This window comes from Dyadobacter sp. 32 (genome assembly GCF_902506755.1).
Lineage (GTDB): Bacteria > Bacteroidota > Bacteroidia > Cytophagales > Spirosomataceae > Dyadobacter.
Genome location: NZ_LR735258.1, coordinates 600,104 through 616,208 on the forward strand (window position 1 = coordinate 600,104; position 16,105 = coordinate 616,208).

General features: G+C 44.1%; 16 protein-coding genes and 1 tRNA gene. 9 read left to right on the forward strand and 8 right to left on the reverse strand.

Annotation, left to right across the window (positions count from 1 at the left end; genetic code table 11):
• Nucleotides 1-7: 7 nt before the first annotated feature.
• Nucleotides 8-1,132: an FAD-dependent oxidoreductase gene (locus DYADSP32_RS02300; RefSeq protein ID WP_149244222.1), complete on the forward strand. Its 1,125-nt coding sequence runs from the start codon at nucleotides 8-10 to the stop codon at nucleotides 1,130-1,132.
• A gap of 160 nt (nucleotides 1,133-1,292) precedes the next feature.
• The gene (locus DYADSP32_RS02305) at nucleotides 1,293-2,102 is read left to right on the forward strand and encodes a helix-turn-helix domain-containing protein (RefSeq protein ID WP_149244221.1); all 810 of its coding nucleotides are present in this window, start codon (nucleotides 1,293-1,295) and stop codon (nucleotides 2,100-2,102) included.
• Nucleotides 2,103-2,237: 135 nt separating this feature from the next.
• Here the strand turns inward: DYADSP32_RS02305 and DYADSP32_RS02310 are convergent, their stop codons facing one another.
• On the reverse strand, nucleotides 2,238-3,389 hold the full coding sequence (locus tag DYADSP32_RS02310) for a glycosyltransferase (protein WP_149244220.1): 1,152 nt from the start codon (nucleotides 3,387-3,389) through the stop codon (nucleotides 2,238-2,240).
• Nucleotides 3,382-4,386 carry a lysylphosphatidylglycerol synthase transmembrane domain-containing protein gene (locus DYADSP32_RS02315; RefSeq protein WP_149244219.1) on the reverse strand — a complete coding sequence of 335 codons (1,005 nt, stop codon included), beginning with the start codon at nucleotides 4,384-4,386 and terminating at the stop codon, nucleotides 3,382-3,384. Before DYADSP32_RS02315 ends, DYADSP32_RS02310 begins: the two co-directional genes overlap by 8 nt.
• Here DYADSP32_RS02315 and ruvC point away from each other — a divergent pair.
• On the forward strand, nucleotides 4,385-4,978 hold the full coding sequence (gene ruvC, locus DYADSP32_RS02320; protein WP_149244218.1) for a crossover junction endodeoxyribonuclease RuvC: 594 nt from the start codon (nucleotides 4,385-4,387) through the stop codon (nucleotides 4,976-4,978). The genes DYADSP32_RS02315 and ruvC overlap by 2 nt on opposite strands.
• Before the next feature lie 19 nt (nucleotides 4,979-4,997).
• Here ruvC and DYADSP32_RS02325 read toward each other — a convergent pair whose 3' ends face one another.
• Entirely contained in the window at nucleotides 4,998-6,227 is a 1,230-nt protein-coding gene (locus DYADSP32_RS02325) for a DUF819 family protein (RefSeq protein WP_149244217.1), read from the reverse strand.
• Nucleotides 6,228-6,685: 458 nt separating this feature from the next.
• Between DYADSP32_RS02325 and DYADSP32_RS02330 the strand changes: the two genes are divergently transcribed.
• The 3 genes from DYADSP32_RS02330 (at nucleotide 6,686) to DYADSP32_RS02340 (ending at nucleotide 8,502) form a co-directional block, all read left to right on the forward strand.
• Nucleotides 6,686-7,033: a DUF805 domain-containing protein gene (locus tag DYADSP32_RS02330; protein ID WP_149244216.1), complete on the forward strand. Its 348-nt coding sequence runs from the start codon at nucleotides 6,686-6,688 to the stop codon at nucleotides 7,031-7,033.
• A 328-nt stretch (nucleotides 7,034-7,361) separates the two neighbouring features.
• On the forward strand, nucleotides 7,362-7,883 hold the full coding sequence (locus tag DYADSP32_RS02335; RefSeq protein ID WP_149244215.1) for a DinB family protein: 522 nt from the start codon (nucleotides 7,362-7,364) through the stop codon (nucleotides 7,881-7,883).
• A 106-nt stretch (nucleotides 7,884-7,989) separates the two neighbouring features.
• Entirely contained in the window at nucleotides 7,990-8,502 is a 513-nt protein-coding gene (locus DYADSP32_RS02340; protein WP_149244214.1) for a DUF421 domain-containing protein, read from the forward strand.
• Between the two features lie 63 nt (nucleotides 8,503-8,565).
• Here DYADSP32_RS02340 and DYADSP32_RS02345 read toward each other — a convergent pair whose 3' ends face one another.
• Complete coding sequence (locus tag DYADSP32_RS02345) at nucleotides 8,566-10,581, reverse strand: thioredoxin domain-containing protein (RefSeq protein ID WP_149244213.1); 2,016 nt, start codon at nucleotides 10,579-10,581, stop codon at nucleotides 8,566-8,568.
• Nucleotides 10,582-10,688: 107 nt separating this feature from the next.
• Nucleotides 10,689-12,296 carry a T9SS type A sorting domain-containing protein gene (locus DYADSP32_RS02350; protein WP_149244212.1) on the reverse strand — a complete coding sequence of 536 codons (1,608 nt, stop codon included), beginning with the start codon at nucleotides 12,294-12,296 and terminating at the stop codon, nucleotides 10,689-10,691.
• 161 nt (nucleotides 12,297-12,457) lie between these two features.
• Between DYADSP32_RS02350 and DYADSP32_RS02355 the strand changes: the two genes are divergently transcribed.
• The 3 genes from DYADSP32_RS02355 to DYADSP32_RS02365 all read left to right on the forward strand — a co-directional run bounded on the left by DYADSP32_RS02355 (nucleotide 12,458) and on the right by DYADSP32_RS02365 (nucleotide 14,390).
• Nucleotides 12,458-12,907, forward strand: a complete 450-nt coding sequence (locus DYADSP32_RS02355) for a hypothetical protein (protein WP_149244211.1) — start codon at nucleotides 12,458-12,460, stop codon at nucleotides 12,905-12,907.
• An 80-nt stretch (nucleotides 12,908-12,987) separates the two neighbouring features.
• The gene (locus DYADSP32_RS02360; RefSeq protein WP_149244210.1) at nucleotides 12,988-14,301 is read left to right on the forward strand and encodes an MFS transporter; all 1,314 of its coding nucleotides are present in this window, start codon (nucleotides 12,988-12,990) and stop codon (nucleotides 14,299-14,301) included.
• A gap of 14 nt (nucleotides 14,302-14,315) precedes the next feature.
• Nucleotides 14,316-14,390 (forward strand) — tRNA-Val (locus DYADSP32_RS02365).
• Nucleotides 14,391-14,666: 276 nt separating this feature from the next.
• On the opposite strand, the gene DYADSP32_RS02370 is transcribed toward DYADSP32_RS02365, so the two are convergent.
• From DYADSP32_RS02370 to DYADSP32_RS02380, 3 genes are all read right to left on the reverse strand, one after another.
• The gene (locus DYADSP32_RS02370) at nucleotides 14,667-14,945 is read right to left on the reverse strand and encodes a hypothetical protein (RefSeq protein WP_149244209.1); all 279 of its coding nucleotides are present in this window, start codon (nucleotides 14,943-14,945) and stop codon (nucleotides 14,667-14,669) included.
• A 12-nt stretch (nucleotides 14,946-14,957) separates the two neighbouring features.
• The gene (locus DYADSP32_RS02375; RefSeq protein ID WP_414617452.1) at nucleotides 14,958-15,128 is read right to left on the reverse strand and encodes a hypothetical protein; all 171 of its coding nucleotides are present in this window, start codon (nucleotides 15,126-15,128) and stop codon (nucleotides 14,958-14,960) included.
• A gap of 138 nt (nucleotides 15,129-15,266) precedes the next feature.
• Nucleotides 15,267-16,079, reverse strand: coding sequence for an Ig-like domain-containing protein (locus DYADSP32_RS02380; protein ID WP_149244208.1), 813 nt, complete (start codon nucleotides 16,077-16,079; stop codon nucleotides 15,267-15,269).
• Nucleotides 16,080-16,105: the final 26 nt, after the last annotated feature.

Below are 16,105 nucleotides of genomic sequence, written 5' to 3' on the forward strand. Positions count from 1 at the left end.
CCTAACAATGAACACCGTGACAAAAAAATACCAGTGTGCTGTAATCGGGGGAGGGCTGGCTGGCCTGTGTCTGGCCATTCAGCTGGCCGATCGGGGCATTCATGTGGTGCTTTTTGAGAAAAACCGGTATCCGTTTCACAAGGTTTGCGGGGAATATATTTCAATGGAAAGCTGGGATTTTCTCCAAAAAATAGGTCTGCCTCTGGATGACCTTGCCCTTCCCCGGATCTCCCGTTTGGGTATCAGCTCACCCAAAGGGTTTATGCTGGAACACGCCCTGGATATGGGTGGTTTTGGAATCAGCCGGTATAGTCTGGATTATTATTTGAGCCAGATTGCCAGAGAAAAAGGCGTACGCGTGCTCGAAAACTGTAAAGTAAGTGCAGTTGAAAATAATGACATTTCGCATCAGATCGAAACCGCCTTGGGTACATTTGAAGCTGATGTTGTTTGCGGTAGTTATGGCAGATATACACCAGCCTTCATGCAAAAGGAAACGAGCCTTAATCATGGCAAATATTTGGGTGTGAAGTATCACATCAGAACCGACCTGGCGCATAATAAAATCGAGCTTCATAATTTCAAAGACGGGTATTGTGGCGTGTCTAAGGTGGATCAGGACTGGCATTGTCTGTGTTACCTGACCACGGTGGGAAATTTGCTGGACAACGGGAAGGATATCGGTCAAATGGAGGAAAAGGTTCTGTATCAGAATCCTATACTAAAGCGGTATTTCACAGAGTCAGATTTTATACGTCAGGAGCCACTCGTGACAAGTAATATTCAGTTCAGGGAAAAAACGGCGTTTGGCAGCGGAATGTTCTTACTGGGTGATGCAGCAGGATCCATCACGCCTTTATGCGGTAATGGCATGAGCATGGGCATGCGCGCTTCGAACCTTCTCGCTACCGAGCTCATCCTTTATTTTAATAAAAAACAAAGCAGCGCCAACGCCCGGGTAGCGTATCAACAAGCATGGAACCAGTCTTTTCATGCAAGAATAACAGCCGGATATTACCTACAGCATCTCTTTGGTAAGCCAACTACCACACATTTTGCACTGAAATTGCTTAGCCTGTTGCCAACGGTGACCAAAAAGCTGGTCGCACTCACACATGGAAAAAAATTTTAACAGGTATGACGCAGCGTCAGATGGTTTCTTCAACTTCCTGTTCTGTATGCTTTTAGGAATTTTTTATAAATTTCTTCTTTAAAATTAGAATTTCAAAAAAATGTTTTTACATTTGATACTATAAGTATCTTATTTTTGATTTTTTAAATATCAATAACGTATGAGAGCTCAGGATATATTTTGGTCGGGTAATATCAAGTACTTGCGTCTGCGTCAGAAACTCAGTCAGGAAACGTTGTCGGAAAAGCTAGGCATCACAAGGGTAAAGCTCAATGCGCATGAAAGTGGCCGCACTGCGAACCCAACGATTGACGACCTCATCAATTTTTCCGAGTTTTTCAGAATGAGTATTGACAGTCTTTTGAAAATAGATCTTACGAAACTGTCAGAACAAAAAATGAAAGATCTGGAACTCGGGAGTGAGCTGTTTATGAAAGGCGATAATATCCGGGTTCTGGCCATTACGGTGGATAAGGACGAGAAGGAGAACGTGGAGTATGTACCCATCAAGGCAAAGGCCGGGTACCGTTCCGGGTTCAGTGATCCTGAATTTCTGGCTACGCTACCTAAATTCAATCTTCCCAATCTGCCACGAAATGGAACTTTCAGGATGTTCCCAACCATAGGTGATTCGATGTTGCCGGTTCCGGAAGGAAGTGATATTATTACCCGGTATATTCAGGACTGGACAAAGGTGAAAGATGAAACACCCTGTATTGTAATCCTGAAAGGGGAACAGGATTTCGTATTTAAGCAGGTAACCATCAATCGTGATGGAACAATGCTTTTGCAATCGTTCAACAAACAATATTTTGCCTATACCGTTCCGGTTTCAGAAGTGCTTGAGCTTTGGGAGTATTACAGCTTTCACAGCCGACAGTTACCCGAACCACAGACGGACATGCAGCAGCTTATGAAAATGTTGCAGGAAATGCAGCAGGAGGTTAAAGAACTGAGAGGTAAAAAGTAGGTTATGGTTCGGGGAAAGGATAAGGGGCTTTCGACTTGGTTAAGCAGATAAACTTCGGCATTGAAATGTTGTAAAGAAACGTGTTTGCATTCTTACGATTGGATTTCTGAGCCGCTGACCTTGTCAGATTGTTTTCTAGACCAGTTTTCTCCCCTTCCACTCATACGTGGGTTTTTGCACCGCAATGCCAAAGAGGCACACATAAAGAGGATATACCACCTGGGTAATTGGGATGTACAGAATGGATCGTTTTTTACCTAAAAAAGAGAGGATACTGCCCAAAAAAATCCATTCAGGGACGCACTTTACAACCCAAAAAGCACCTAATTCGGTAATAGAAATTATATCAAATGCATAAAGAGCAAGTGAGGCCAGAAGGACAAAATTACAGGCGAACACGTAAAGGGCTAGTACAAGAGGCGTAGTGCTCTGGTAATGCTTCCATTTGCTGGCCCATCTTTTTCGTTGCCGGAAAAACATAGACCATTTCTGGTGTGGATTTGTATAAACAACTGCCCTGGGATCTTTTAAAAACTGGACACCCTCAGGATAGGAGTCGGCAATTTTATGCATGAGAAATTCGTCATCCCCAGACGCGATGTGCCGGACGCCATCATAACCTCCCACTTCGGTAAACACTTTTTTTTCATAGGCCAGATTTGCCCCATTACATAGAGACGGATATCCGGCAGAGATGGCACTTCCACCGCTTCCGATCAGGCTGGCAAATTCCACAGTTTGCAGATGATCTGTCAGGGTATTTTCGGGTGTAAAGGTCACGGGACCGCTAATCAGTTTTGCGCCTGTAGCCATATAGCAATCCTTAAATGATTGTAGCCAATTGGGCCCCACCCGACAATCACCGTCTGTGGTGATGATCAATTCTCCCGAAGCTACGCTCAAGGCTTTTTCAATGGCTCTTTTCTTAGGCGATGCATTTGGTACATCTTCGAGCCGTATCAGTTTAATTCTCGCATGTAGTTGCGTGCATAATTGCTGAATCACTTCGGCTGTGCCATCGGTGGAGGAATCGTCCACGATCAGTATTTCAAATTGTTCTTTCGAGAGCGTTTGATTTTCAATGTCGTTGAGCAGTAATGCAATATTCCCCGCCTCATTGCGGACCGGGATGATCACCGAGATCTGCATCTGCGATAGGGTTGCAGAAGGGTAGGTAACCCGTAGTTTATCCCAGTAAAAGTTCAGCAGAAGGGTGAACAAAGCGTAGCTGCCTAAAATGACCCAGATGACTGGAACGAGATATAAAGCAAGGAAGTTCTCAATCATTTTTCACGTTCCATTTGTATTTCCAAATGAGATAGATGCCAATCAGTATAGGTGCCATTACATTGATAATCCATACCAGAAATGTCGCCGTAATAATTTCTTCCGCTGGAAGATTGTATTGTTTGAACACGAAAAGGGCTGTAAATTCCCTTAATCCCAAATCGCCCAATACGTTGATGGCGGGAATTATGGTTTTGGCCAGAAAGATCAGCGCCACACATGCTGCCAGTGTGGAAAGTGTCAAAGGGAAGTTGAATAAAGATAGCGCCAGTACAAACTGTGTGAGAAAGACGAAATAACGTAACAGTCCGCAGGAAGTTGCGTACAGAAGTTCTGCGCCCGTGTAGGTACCCATAATCCTGACATAGGAAATTATTTTTTGAAGAAGGGGATTTTCCGCATGCCAGTTGAGCATTCGTTTTCTTGACCCGACCACAATCCAACCCAGTGCAGTAAGTAGACACAATCCTGTGCTGATAATCGGTTTGCTGGATTGCGGAAGTGGCATGGAATCCTGGAGCAGTAACCATGCGGCGGCTCCGGCAATGAGCGAAACATAAAACTGTATACCGTTGGAAACAATCGCTGCCCCAATGGCCTCGAGTCTTTTATCAGACCTCAGAGCGGCCACCCGACCAATTGTATCTCCGAGTTGTGCAGGTGCAGCCACACCGACGGCAAGTCCTGTGATGGTTCCCCGGAAAGCCTCTCGGAAAGGAACCGGAAAGACTTTTTGCACCAGGATTTGCCATTTTTTGCTTTCCAAAGCCCAGTTGATGGGAACCAGCACTAGTATGGTTGCGATTACAGGCATATTTTCTAACACAATAATTCTGGAAAAAACCTTACTGATATCGTAAATGCCTTTTTGCTCATTTTTAAAAGTAGAATAAATGTAGCTGATAATCAATGCGGTCACAATGAGTTTTATTGCCCACAGCACTTTGCTCCAGCTTGTTTTTTCGTTTGAAGAGGAGAGTTCCTTATCTTGCACCATGATAAAATTGCCACAGGCGGATGCCGCTGAAAAAGTGATTATTGGTGTTGATCCGGGTACTCAGGTAATGGGGTACGGTGTGATTTCGGTAAAAGGGCAGCAAATTACTTTGATTCAGTATGGTGTGATTCATTTGAGCAAATATACTACCCATGAACTGAAACTGAAGAAAATCTTTGAACGGATATCCCAGTTGATACAGGATTACCTTCCGGATGAAATGGCGATCGAAGATCCTTTCTATGGTAAAAATCCTCAGTCCATGTTGAAACTCGGCCGTGCTCAGGGCGTGGCAATGGCTGCCGCGCTGGCCCGGGATATCCCTATTGTTGAGTATTCGCCCAAAAAGGTGAAGCAATCAGTAACGGGCAGTGGCGGTGCCTCCAAAGAGCAAGTGGCATACATGCTGGAAAAAATTCTTAAAATGGAGCTTAGTAAAGAGTTTATGGACGCTACGGACGGAATTGCCATTGCCATCTGCCACCATTACCACGCCAATTCACCCGCCTCGAGTGCATCCAAGACTTCTTCAAAATCAAAAAAGGGCGGTTGGGGAGCTTATGTAAATGAGAATCCCGACCGGGTGAAGTAGCCGTACGTGTGTGGGGCAGTCACATCCTGCTAACCCACTGCATCATCAGGGCTGTGAGATAACCACAATAAGTACCGATGGCATACCCCAGAATGGCCAGCAGAACGCCAACCGGTGCCAGTGAGGGATGGAATGCCGCAGCTACAACGGATGCAGAAGCCGAACCACCGATATTTGCCTGGCTTCCTACTGCCAGAAAGAAAAAAGGGATCCTCAATAATTTGCAAACAGAAATGATGATTGCGGCGTGAACGAGAATCCAAACGAGTCCTATTGCCAGTAATCCAGGATTCTGCGCAACCGCTCCGAGATCCATTTGCATACCTATGGTTGCAACAAGTATATACAAAAACAAGGAACCAAGCCTGGAGGCACCTACATGCTCTAGTTTTCGTAATGGGCTTACGGATAGGGCAATACCAATGAAGGTCGCAATGGTAATAATCCAGAAAAATGAAGAAGTGAGACTGTACTTTTCGAGGGAAGGGTAGTTTTGGGATAGATAGGGTGTGATCTTTTCAGAGCACCAATGCGCTAAACCCGTTGCTCCAAAACCTATTGCTGCCAGATAGATGTAATCATGGGTTGATGGAACTCGCTGATTGGTAATTTGCTGTAACTCCATTTGATTTTGTACATCGGTAATATGTGTACTGTCCGATTTGAAAAAACGATCCAGCCGGGTAACGCTTCCTGCTCCATAAATAAGTACCGCCATCCACAGCTCGGCTACCAAAACATCTACCGCAACAACCTGAGAAAAGAGCCTGTCACTCGGATGAAATATTTCTCGCAGGGCAGTCTGGTTGGCTCCACCCCCGATCCAGCTTCCGGCAATCGTGCTGAGGCCACGCCAAACTTCATCCTGACCTGAGCCGGCTACCGTAGCCGGATGCAACACACCCACCACCCACAGGGCCAGCGGACCGCCCAACATCACACCCAAAGTACCCGCGAGCATGGCAATCAGGGCCTTCGGTCCGAGTCTTCGCAGAAACTTCCAGTCCATTCCAAGGGTAAATAGTACCAGACAGGCGGGCAACAGGTAGCGGGATACCACTGGGTAAAGTTGAGAACCTGCGCCGTCAATGACGCCAGCAGAATTGAGGACACCCGGTATAAAGTAGCAAAGTAAAAGCGGAGGGATGATTGTGAAAAATCGTTTCCATCCGGGTAAAGATGACGTAAAGAATATGCCTGCCAGGATCATCAAAAGCAAGCCTAACAGTACAGCATCATTGGTTATCATGTAGAATCGTGATTAGGTCCCTATTGGAGGTTTTTGTAAAAGTAACTTTTTTTCTCAATTCGAAGCAGAAGAAACGCATTCAATAGTCGTGATATATTGGGTAAAAATACCCGGTGATGGGAGATGAAATGGAGAAACTAAGGTTTTCTTTGGCCAGCAGGGTAGTAGTGGTTTTTCCACATGCGGATATGGGGTGATCATTTTTAGTTTTACGATGGATTGGCCTGTCAACATTACCGAATGCTAATTGCTTTTCACCGCTGGTTGGTTGTTGTACCGCGAAGTAAACAAAATGCATTTTATTTGATATGTCAGGTGCAGCATTTTATCATTTTACTGTGTTTTAGTTTGTATTAATTCAGATTATTAAGAAAGGTGGAGTCCAGCAACCACTTTAAAAACGGGGCGAATCCGAAAAGCCATACGATTAGGAGTATCTTCTACCCCCCCCCCGTTCAATGGATTACTTTATCAAAGTTCTTAAAAATTACGCCGTCTTTACCGGTAGAGCAAGAAGAAGTGAGTATTGGTATTTTGTTTTGTTTTATGTAATAATAGCCATAGCCGTCGGGTTCATCAGCAATCTGATTAATTTTCCCATATTATCCACCATATTATCCCTGGCATTTCTGGTTCCTTCTATCGCGGTGGGTATCCGGAGAATGCATGACGTTGGTAAAAGCGGATGGTACATTTTGATCCCAATCTATAATTTAATTTTGGCTGTTACAGAAGGTGAAAAAGGGGATAATCAGTACGGCCCCGATCCGAAAGCATTTGCGGGTATTGAAAACAAAGTATTTTAAGTTGCACCGGCAAGTACCGTTAGTGTAATAGACTTTTTAGTGCACTGAGCTGATTATGAATAGGATGAAAACAAAACGCAGGTTCAATATGATTTGAGCTTGCGTTTTGTTTTGGGTTATGGGATGAAAATAGATAAAATTCGTCATATATACTTGTTGTTATGGCAGATAGGAAACTATACTTTGCATATTGGGGAGTTAACAGAATTATTGTTTAGGAGTTTTGTAAACCCTCTTCCTTATTGCTATCGGGAATAAAATATGCAATTTTTGCGAAATATAGAGACCAATGCGGCATCCATATGTAATTTAAAATAATATTTTAGCAATGAAAAAGTCAGATATAAACCCGATGCCGGCTTTTTTTGATCGGTATATCCATATCGTTGAAGATATAACGCTTAACGATGCCTTGTCTAAGTATACTCCTGAAAACATCTTTGGGGATATTGACTTATTGCTGGCGCTTGAGGATCGGGTATATGCACCGGGCAAATGGACTGTTCGTGACATTGTGCAACATGTAATAGATAATGAACGGATTATGGCCTATCGCGCATTACGGTTTTCAAGAAATGATCACACCGTGCTTCCTGGCTATGATGAAGAACTGCTAGGTGCGCATACCATGGCCAATCAACGTCCTCTTTTAGAGCTCATTGCCGAATGGAAATCGGTACGAACTTCCACGCAGTACCTGTTTAAGGGAATGAATGAGGAGATGATCATCAGGTCGGGTGTTGCTTACAAAAGCGAAATTTCGGCCTTAGCACTGGGATTTGTGATCGTGGGTCATCCGATTCACCACATGAATGTGATCAGGGAGCGCTACTTTCCGCTACTGGTCTAGGGGTCGTATGCTGGCCGATGCGGCATAGGAAAATGTTCACTTTTGAACCAGCTGAAAACTGCATTCGATCAATTGACAATTCTGCGCCTAAAAGGATATGAATAGTATGTCATCGTTTATTTCAGATTATTGGCCAATCGTTTTTAGTTCTGCTGCGGTTTATTTTTTTATCGTTGCAGCCATAAGAATTTTTGGTAAAAAGGAATTTGCCCAGCTTTCGGTTTCTGACCTTGTGTTTGTTTTACTCATTAGTAATGCTGTCCAGAATGCGATGGTAGGGGCAAATACCTCCTTAACGGGCGGCTTGGTTGCTGCCACCACTTTGTTTACTATCAATGCGGCAATCAAATATTTGTCTTATCGGTTTCCCGGATTAAGAAGTATTATTTCGGGCGAGCCCAGGATACTCATTTACCACGGCAAAGTGAATGAATCCAACTTAAGATCGGAGCATATCTCCATCAATGAATTGTTAGAGGCTGTTCACGAACATGGGAGTGCATCCATTCGGGATGTTGACCTGGCCGTGCTGGAAACAGATGGAAATATCAGTGTGCTTTCCGGAGATTATAAGAGACGTAGCCTCAAGCCTCGCAAGCGAAGAAAGAAGCTGTTCTGAAATCGCAGCACTGTACCGCATTGTTTCAATACTGCAAATGGTTACCGCTTCAAATGTGTGGACTTATCCACCTCCCAGCTGCCTGAGGGCAGCTTCTACATTTGTAACCGGCAGTTGGCAGGTCTTATCAAAACATACGTAAATCGCTGTTTTTCCGTTGATGTCTGTTTTGTACTGCATGAGTGGCAAGTCAGAGTGAGTGACTGTTCCCAGCATGATTTTATTAGGAATGAAGAAACGGTCCAGATCTTTTCTGAGCTGGTCGGCATACTCACCGACAATAACCACCTCAGCAGTGGGGGTGACCCGGCAACAATATAAGGTAGCCCAGTTGGTGACCCATTGCACATCGGTGAGCATTAAATTCTGCATTCGCGATAGCATGTTATCTGCATATTCGAGATAATCCGGCCGATCCAGAATTTTACCAAGAAAATACAGGTTATTGGCCATCATCGAATTGCTGGCTGGGATTACATTGTCAAACAGTTCTTTTTTACGTGCGATCAGTGGGTCGGCGGCTGAGTCGGTAAAAAAGAAATAGCCATCGTTAGAATCGTAAAAATGGACGATCGTGTAATCACACAATGCCTGTGCACGTGATAACCAGTTTTGGTCAAAAGTAATCTGATAGAGCGCGAGGTAGCCATCTACTACGGCAGCATAATCTTCCAGAAATGCCACAATACTTGCTTTGTCACCTTTGTAATTATGCCACAGCCGGCCTTCTGTCGACATTTTTGTATGGATAAACTCCCCTGCCCGAAGCGCCATGGTTCGGTACGTTTCGTCACCTAATGCGCCGTAGCAATCGGATAGTCCCTTAATTAATAACCCGTTCCAAGAAGCGAGAATTTTATCGTCCAGTCCCGGACGAATCCGTTTGCTACGCTCCCTATGCAGTAAGGCAAGCACAGCTGTGTAATCCTGCTCAAACGTTTCTGAATAAATGCCCATCTTCAGGGCAGTAGCCTTGATGTTATTGGTAAGATGCAGATGGTTGTAGCCGTGCTCCCAATTTCCCTTTTTGCTGATACTATATAGGGAGGAAAACCAGGAAAAATCCTGGCCGAGCAAGTCTTTAAGCTCTTGTTCAGTCCAGATATAAAACTTACCCTCTATGCCTTCACTGTCCGCATCCAGCGCCGAATAAAAGCCTCCATGGGGACTTGCCATCTCATTTTCGAGCCATGAAATGGATTGCCGGATACGCCCGGCAAAAAGCGGATTTTGCGTTAATGCAAAGGCTTCGGCATAGATGCTGAGCAGCTGAGCGTTGTCGTACAACATTTTCTCAAAATGGGGTATGAACCAATCTTCATCGACCGAATAACGTGACCACCCACCACCCACGTGGTCGTAAATACCGCCAAGGGCTATGCGGGTAAGGGAGCGTTCAATATGCTCAAGGGCTTCGGGATTTTGCGTAACATCATAATAGCGGAGCAGAAACTTGTAGATGGACGGCATCGGGAATTTCGGTGCGCGATCCATACCCCCTTTGTCGGTATCAAAGTTTGTTTTCAACTTTTCGAACATGGCATCCAGGTTATCTTCCGAATAATCGCTGGGCTGATTTTTTAGTCCATATTTCTCGGTTTCTGATAGCAGCATGTTTTGCACAAAACCTTCCGCCGAGTTGGCCAGTTCGGTGTAGTGCTTTGTAAATGCATCCCGAATGCTGTTCAGCAATTGAATCCAATTTTGAGGTGGCAAATATGTAACGCCGTAGAATGGTTTTGCATCGGGAAGGAGGAACACATTCAAAGGCCATCCTCCGCGTGTACCCATTGCCTGAAGTGCATCCATATACACAGCGTCCACATCCGGTCTTTCCTCCCGGTCTACCTTTATACAGATGAAATGCTCGTTCATGACATCGGCTACGTACTCTTTCTCAAAGCTCTCGCGTTCCATCACATGGCACCAGTGACATGCCGAGTATCCAATACTCACCAGAATCGGTTTGTTTTCTTTCTTTGCTTTTGTGAGTGCCTCTTCACCCCAGGGAAACCAGTCAACAGGGTTGTGGGCGTGTTGCAATAGGTATGGACTGCTTTCCTGGCTGAGTCGGTTCATGATTTGCGCAAGTTTTTGCTTATGATTGTAATTTGAGGGCTTTACCAAATACGTGCCATCCTCCATTCAAGCTCAGAATTTTCAAAGGTTCTGCTGGCGAAGTTTTATTATTGGAGAATCACTACTTTTCTCGTTATCGTTTTTTTATCTGTTTGAAACCTTGCCAGATAAATTCCCGAGGTCAGATCAGGGAGGGAGACAAATTCCCTGGTTACCCCGGTGACAGACTTGAGTTTACGCTCCATAATCACTTGTCCCCGGGTGTTTACCAGCGCAAAATCTACATCGGTAACTCCGTTAATTCCATCCAAAACGATATGAAGATCTCTTTGCGTGGGATTGGAATAAACATATGCATCCGAGAGGAAAGGCTCTGTGGATGCTACGGTGTCGTTGAGGTCAAATTTACAAAGGAAAACCTCTTTGCCTTTTAACTTGATGGTTTTGTACCATTTTTGATACACAACATTGACCGAAGTCTCTTCCTGATCTCCGGCATAAGGGTTTTGGGCGGCAATCAAAATGTAATTATCCTTCACAACACCTCGCCATATGGGATTTTGCAGTTGCATGTGATCCCTGGCCGACTGGTTGATGACCAGTTGATAGTTACCCTCAAACATGTCTTTGAACATGGACAGTCTGTACAGCCCATAAATGAAATGCTCATAGGGTGCGTAGTTTTCCTGTCGCGCATCCGGAAGGAATGGATTCTCCCATAACCAAAGACCTTTGGCACCTGAAAAGAAGGGGAAAATGGCTGTGGATTCTGCCATGAAGTTACTCACCATGGGTGTTTTGGGGTCGTAGCTGTCGTGTATCCTTAGCCAAACGAAGGGAATCACCGGCTTGTCGCTCCATGCCCGATTGACTTCTATGTGAAACAATAAATAAGAAAGGTAGTCTTTGCCGATAGGGTGGTCATAATTGTAATAAAAATAGGGAGATGGAGACTGGATATTCAGTTCATTGAAATAGGGGCCCCCGATTTTTCCGTTGTTGTCTTGTGCCAGGTAGTGCGTCCGGGCCAGGTTCGTTGTCCAGTCCTGCCAACTGTTGGTTGTGATATTGAGCCAGGTGTTTCGTACCGGAACATCACTGTATGCCGTGACCTGAGCGGCCGCGTGCTGGCTTTTGCCTCTTAACCTTTTGATGGATTCGGCATGCCACCATCTCATATCGCGCTTATAAGTTGTCAGAAAGTCCTGATCGCTCAGATTGCGATAGGTTGCCGGGATTTGGGTATTTGATTTAAGGGCCAGGATGTCGCGATCCTCACGCTGAAAGCGTTCCACATCCATGCATATCAAGTCGGCTTCGGGCAGTACGGCTGCATAATTGTCCCAGTAATTCCGGTAAGCTGTTGTGTCATTTCCCCAGGGGCTTCGGAGCGTATTATTACCCCAGGGCTGGTCTCCGGCATTCGTGGCAACGCCATACCAGATCAATGCCCGGTTTTTGGCCGGAAGTGAGCCGGGATAATTGGCCAGATGACTGAATCCATGTTCAAGCGGCTGTGCCTGGGTATCCCCAAATCGGATGGCATTGTAGACGATCTTGAAGGGTAAAGAAAACGACGGAAACTTACTCCATTCAATGGTGTTGGTGGCGGTGACCGGTTTTAAAACAAAAGGAAGTTCGCAGTTTTGACCAAAGCTATCAATTGTACTGATTATCAATAATATAATACCAAAGTGGTTTTTCTTTATTATCATATTTATAAGTTTCCGTATAAGATTGACGAAACAATTTCGTTAATTTTGTAAAGGCGTTTCCGAAAGGAAGCATTTCATCAGGCTGTAAGGAACGTCTTCAAATGTTTTGATCATTCACTTCAACAAAAAAAAAATTGAGATTAAACTCCAACAGAATAAATATGAAACACTTATTCAGATTGTCTGGTTTCTTGCTGTTCGTTCTGATTGCTGCCAGCTGTAAAGATAAGAATGAAACGCCGAAGCCTACCGAAAAGGATAAAATACTGGTGAACTATCCCTGGCGAATGTCTGCTGTGACAGATCTCAGTGGTAAGTCAATTGCCTTTGAAAAATTGAATTTGCTAACACAGGGTATTCCATCGATGAACATAGAATTTGTGGCGGGGAACAAAGTGTATGCCAGAGGAATTGCCGATCCACAGGTTATCAATGGAGGGACCTGGTACCTCATCGAAGATTCAAAAGTACTGGACATTGATATTGTCAGTTTCAAGGGGAAGTTTGGCGTTGAAGAGCTAAGTAATTCAAAAATGAGGTTGAAAAGCACCATGCCTGTGAGTGGAGTGGATCAGGAAACGATCATGGTTTTCGAACCTGTGGTGAAGTAGGACTTTCACCAGACGATTTAGTTTTGAAAGCGGCGGAAATTATCTGTCGCTTTTCTTATTTTGCATAAAAATAGCCCTTTATGCAAAAGAATACCCCTAAAATAGTTAATGCCTGGTGCATGTACGATTGGGCCAACTCGGTCCACGCGTTGGTCATTGTATCCAGTATTTTCCCCGTTTACTTTAGCGCCGTTGCCCTCAGTGCTTCGGGTACGCCGGAAACCACGTTTTTCGGTGTTTCAATTAAGAGCTCCGTGTTGTTTTCCTATACGGTCTCGGTGTCTTTTCTGATAACGGCCCTCATCATACCTTTGTGTACTGCCATCGCAGATTTTACGGGTAGAAAAAAACTGTTTATGAAGTTTTTTTGCTATCTGGGTGCAATCAGTTGCATGTTGTTGTTCTTTTTTACCAAACAAACTTTGACCTTTTCCGTGATCATCTTTGCCCTCAGTCTCATCGGGTGGAGTGGCAGTATTGTTTTCTATGATTCCTACCTCCCCGAGATTGCTACCGAAGACCATTACGATCAGTATAGTGCCAGAGGATTTTCGATGGGGTATTTTGGAAGTGTGCTCCTGATGTTATTCAATCTGAGTATGATTCTGTTTCCATCCGTTTACGGAATTACGGATAAGGCTATGCCTGCAAGAATATCTTTTTTTACAGTGGGCGTGTGGTGGATTGTTTTTGCCCAAATTCCTTTCAGATACTTACCCTCCGGTAAAAAGGGAAATTTTCCGGATACGAATTGGGTATTCAAAGGGTTTCGGGAGCTCAAAAAAGTATACAAGAATTTACAGGCGCAGCCTTATCTCGCCAAGTTTCTTACGGCCTTTTTTATCTATACGATGGGTTTGCGTACCGTCATGTACGTAGCGACTATTTTTGGCGCCACTGAATTGAAACTTCCATCGCAGAGTCTGATTATCACGGTTTTGCTCATCCAGCTGGTTGGCATTGCGGGTTCATTCCTATTTGCCTGGTTATCGGGGCAGATAGGCAATGTGTATGCCCTAATGATCGGTGTGGTTATCTGGATCGGTGTTTGTACCGGGGCTTATTACACAACTGAAGCCATGGAGTTTTATGTTATTGCATGTATCGTTGGCCTGGTGATGGGTGGCTTACAGTCTCTTTCACGTGCTACTTATGCCAAACTGATTCCCGAAAATACCCCGGACTCTGCTTCATACTTTAGCTTTTACGATGTGACCGAGAAGTTTGCCATTGTGATAGGTACATTCATCTATGGCATGATTGACCAGGTGACCGGAAGTATGCGGAATAGTATTTTGGCGTTATTGGTAATTTTTGTTTTAGGTTTAATACTTTTGTACCGGATTCCTTCACAGAAGGTTTATCGATACGGTCTGAATAGTAGTGAAAACTAATTAAGTGTTTTGACAGGATGTTAGCTCAGTTGGTTCAGAGCGCCGCCTTGACAGGGCGGAGGTCAGCGGTTCGAGCCCGCTACGTCCTACAATGAAATTGCGTATATCTATTCCCGAATTTTATATTTCCTATCGCTTTATCTTGTTCGACTGTGCTATGCCGGGGATAATGATCAATCCTAGCCACCACATAACTATCGCGCTTCGCCTTTAAGACTTGTTCGATGCCGGCGTTTCTATCTTGCTTGATTGTGTAAGGGGATGATTCGGTTATGGATAAACAGAAAATAATAATTTGTGCTTGGGCATAACTGCCAATATTTTACTATCAAAAGATATATAATGTTATCAGCCTAATATTCAATTCAAGCTTCACGATAAGGAACAGCCTTCACCAGTCGCAGACCGTTCAGAGCTTTTACGATCCTGACATTTTCCGGCGGTATGATTCCACGTCTGATCCAGTTTGTCAGAACATTAATGCTTTTGAGCCCGAAACGTTCTTTGTATTCTTTCAAAGTAACCCATTTCCCCAGGTCAAGCGTCTCTCCGTTGTTGAATAAATAGTCTGCTGCTTCTTCCCTGGCAGCTCTTGACCTCGCTACGATACCTTGGATTTGATTTTCAATTTCTTCTTGTGACATCACTATTTGGTTTTAAAGGCCTTTTTTTAGTTTTTCAATTACTTCATTGTTAGCGTTGATGGTGTCAAGCAGTTGATTTAACTGTTTTTCGGATAGCTTTCCTTCCAAAAAACTGAGAAGTTGCTTTGCTTGTACATTTTCATTTTCTAAGCGTATGATTAGTAATTCTAACTGTTTGCTCATATCTGGGATTAGATAAACAAATTTAGCAATTGTTCACTAAGTGAACAATTTTTTGTAAGAAATTTTACAAGACAAATTTTTTACGATTTCGCCATTTTGAACTCGATTTGATCGGTATTGATTGTTGAAATAACCAACCTAAAATTTCCTAATCGGCCTGATGCGATAGGCATTAACTCCTTTCTGTTGTTGTGTTCCGACCAGCGCTGTCATATTTTGAAGTTGAGCCTGCGAGGCGGTTAGTTCTGTTGAAGACCAGTAGTACGCATCCTTTACGTTTTCTTCAAATCCGCCAACGTAGAACATGTTTTCCTTGAGGGTATTCAATTCGTCGAAGGAGGGTATGTACCAATCGTCATATCCATTATACTGGTAACCGGTTTTAAAGTGATAGCCCGCTTCGGCTTCCGTGGAGGACGCAGCGGCCATCTTCAATGTATTTTCGTTACCGTTTGTAGAATTGGCCCCGATCAATGTATTTGCAGAACTCCAGATAAATTTCGATCCTGAGTTGGATTGCAAGTCCCGGGTACTGGATATTAAACCTGAGTTAACTCCCGTTAGCTGGAAAATCCGGCCACCCTTAAAATCGTCACCCACATTCAGTCTCACCTGGATTTTCTGTTCAGTTTTGAAACTATTTATTTTAAATGATGTCGCTGTAACTGAAAGGATGTGTTCTCCTCCATCCACATTTTTCGGAACCCATTTAATCGTGTGGGGCGCTGTGGGCGCTGTGCCGATGCTTACGCCATCCAGAAAATACTCGACCCATCTTACCGGCTCGGAGGTGGAGACCTGAAGAGCGTATTCCACATTATTTGAAATCCTCTGGGAGGTTGTAGGGGCAACGATCTCAACCGTGATGGACTCCTGCGTGACCACTTCACCCGATTTCGTACAACCAAAGAGTATAAGAAATAAGGGGATAACAATTGCTTTTTTCATCATCTGTTCTTCTTGGTTTTGACAAAAGA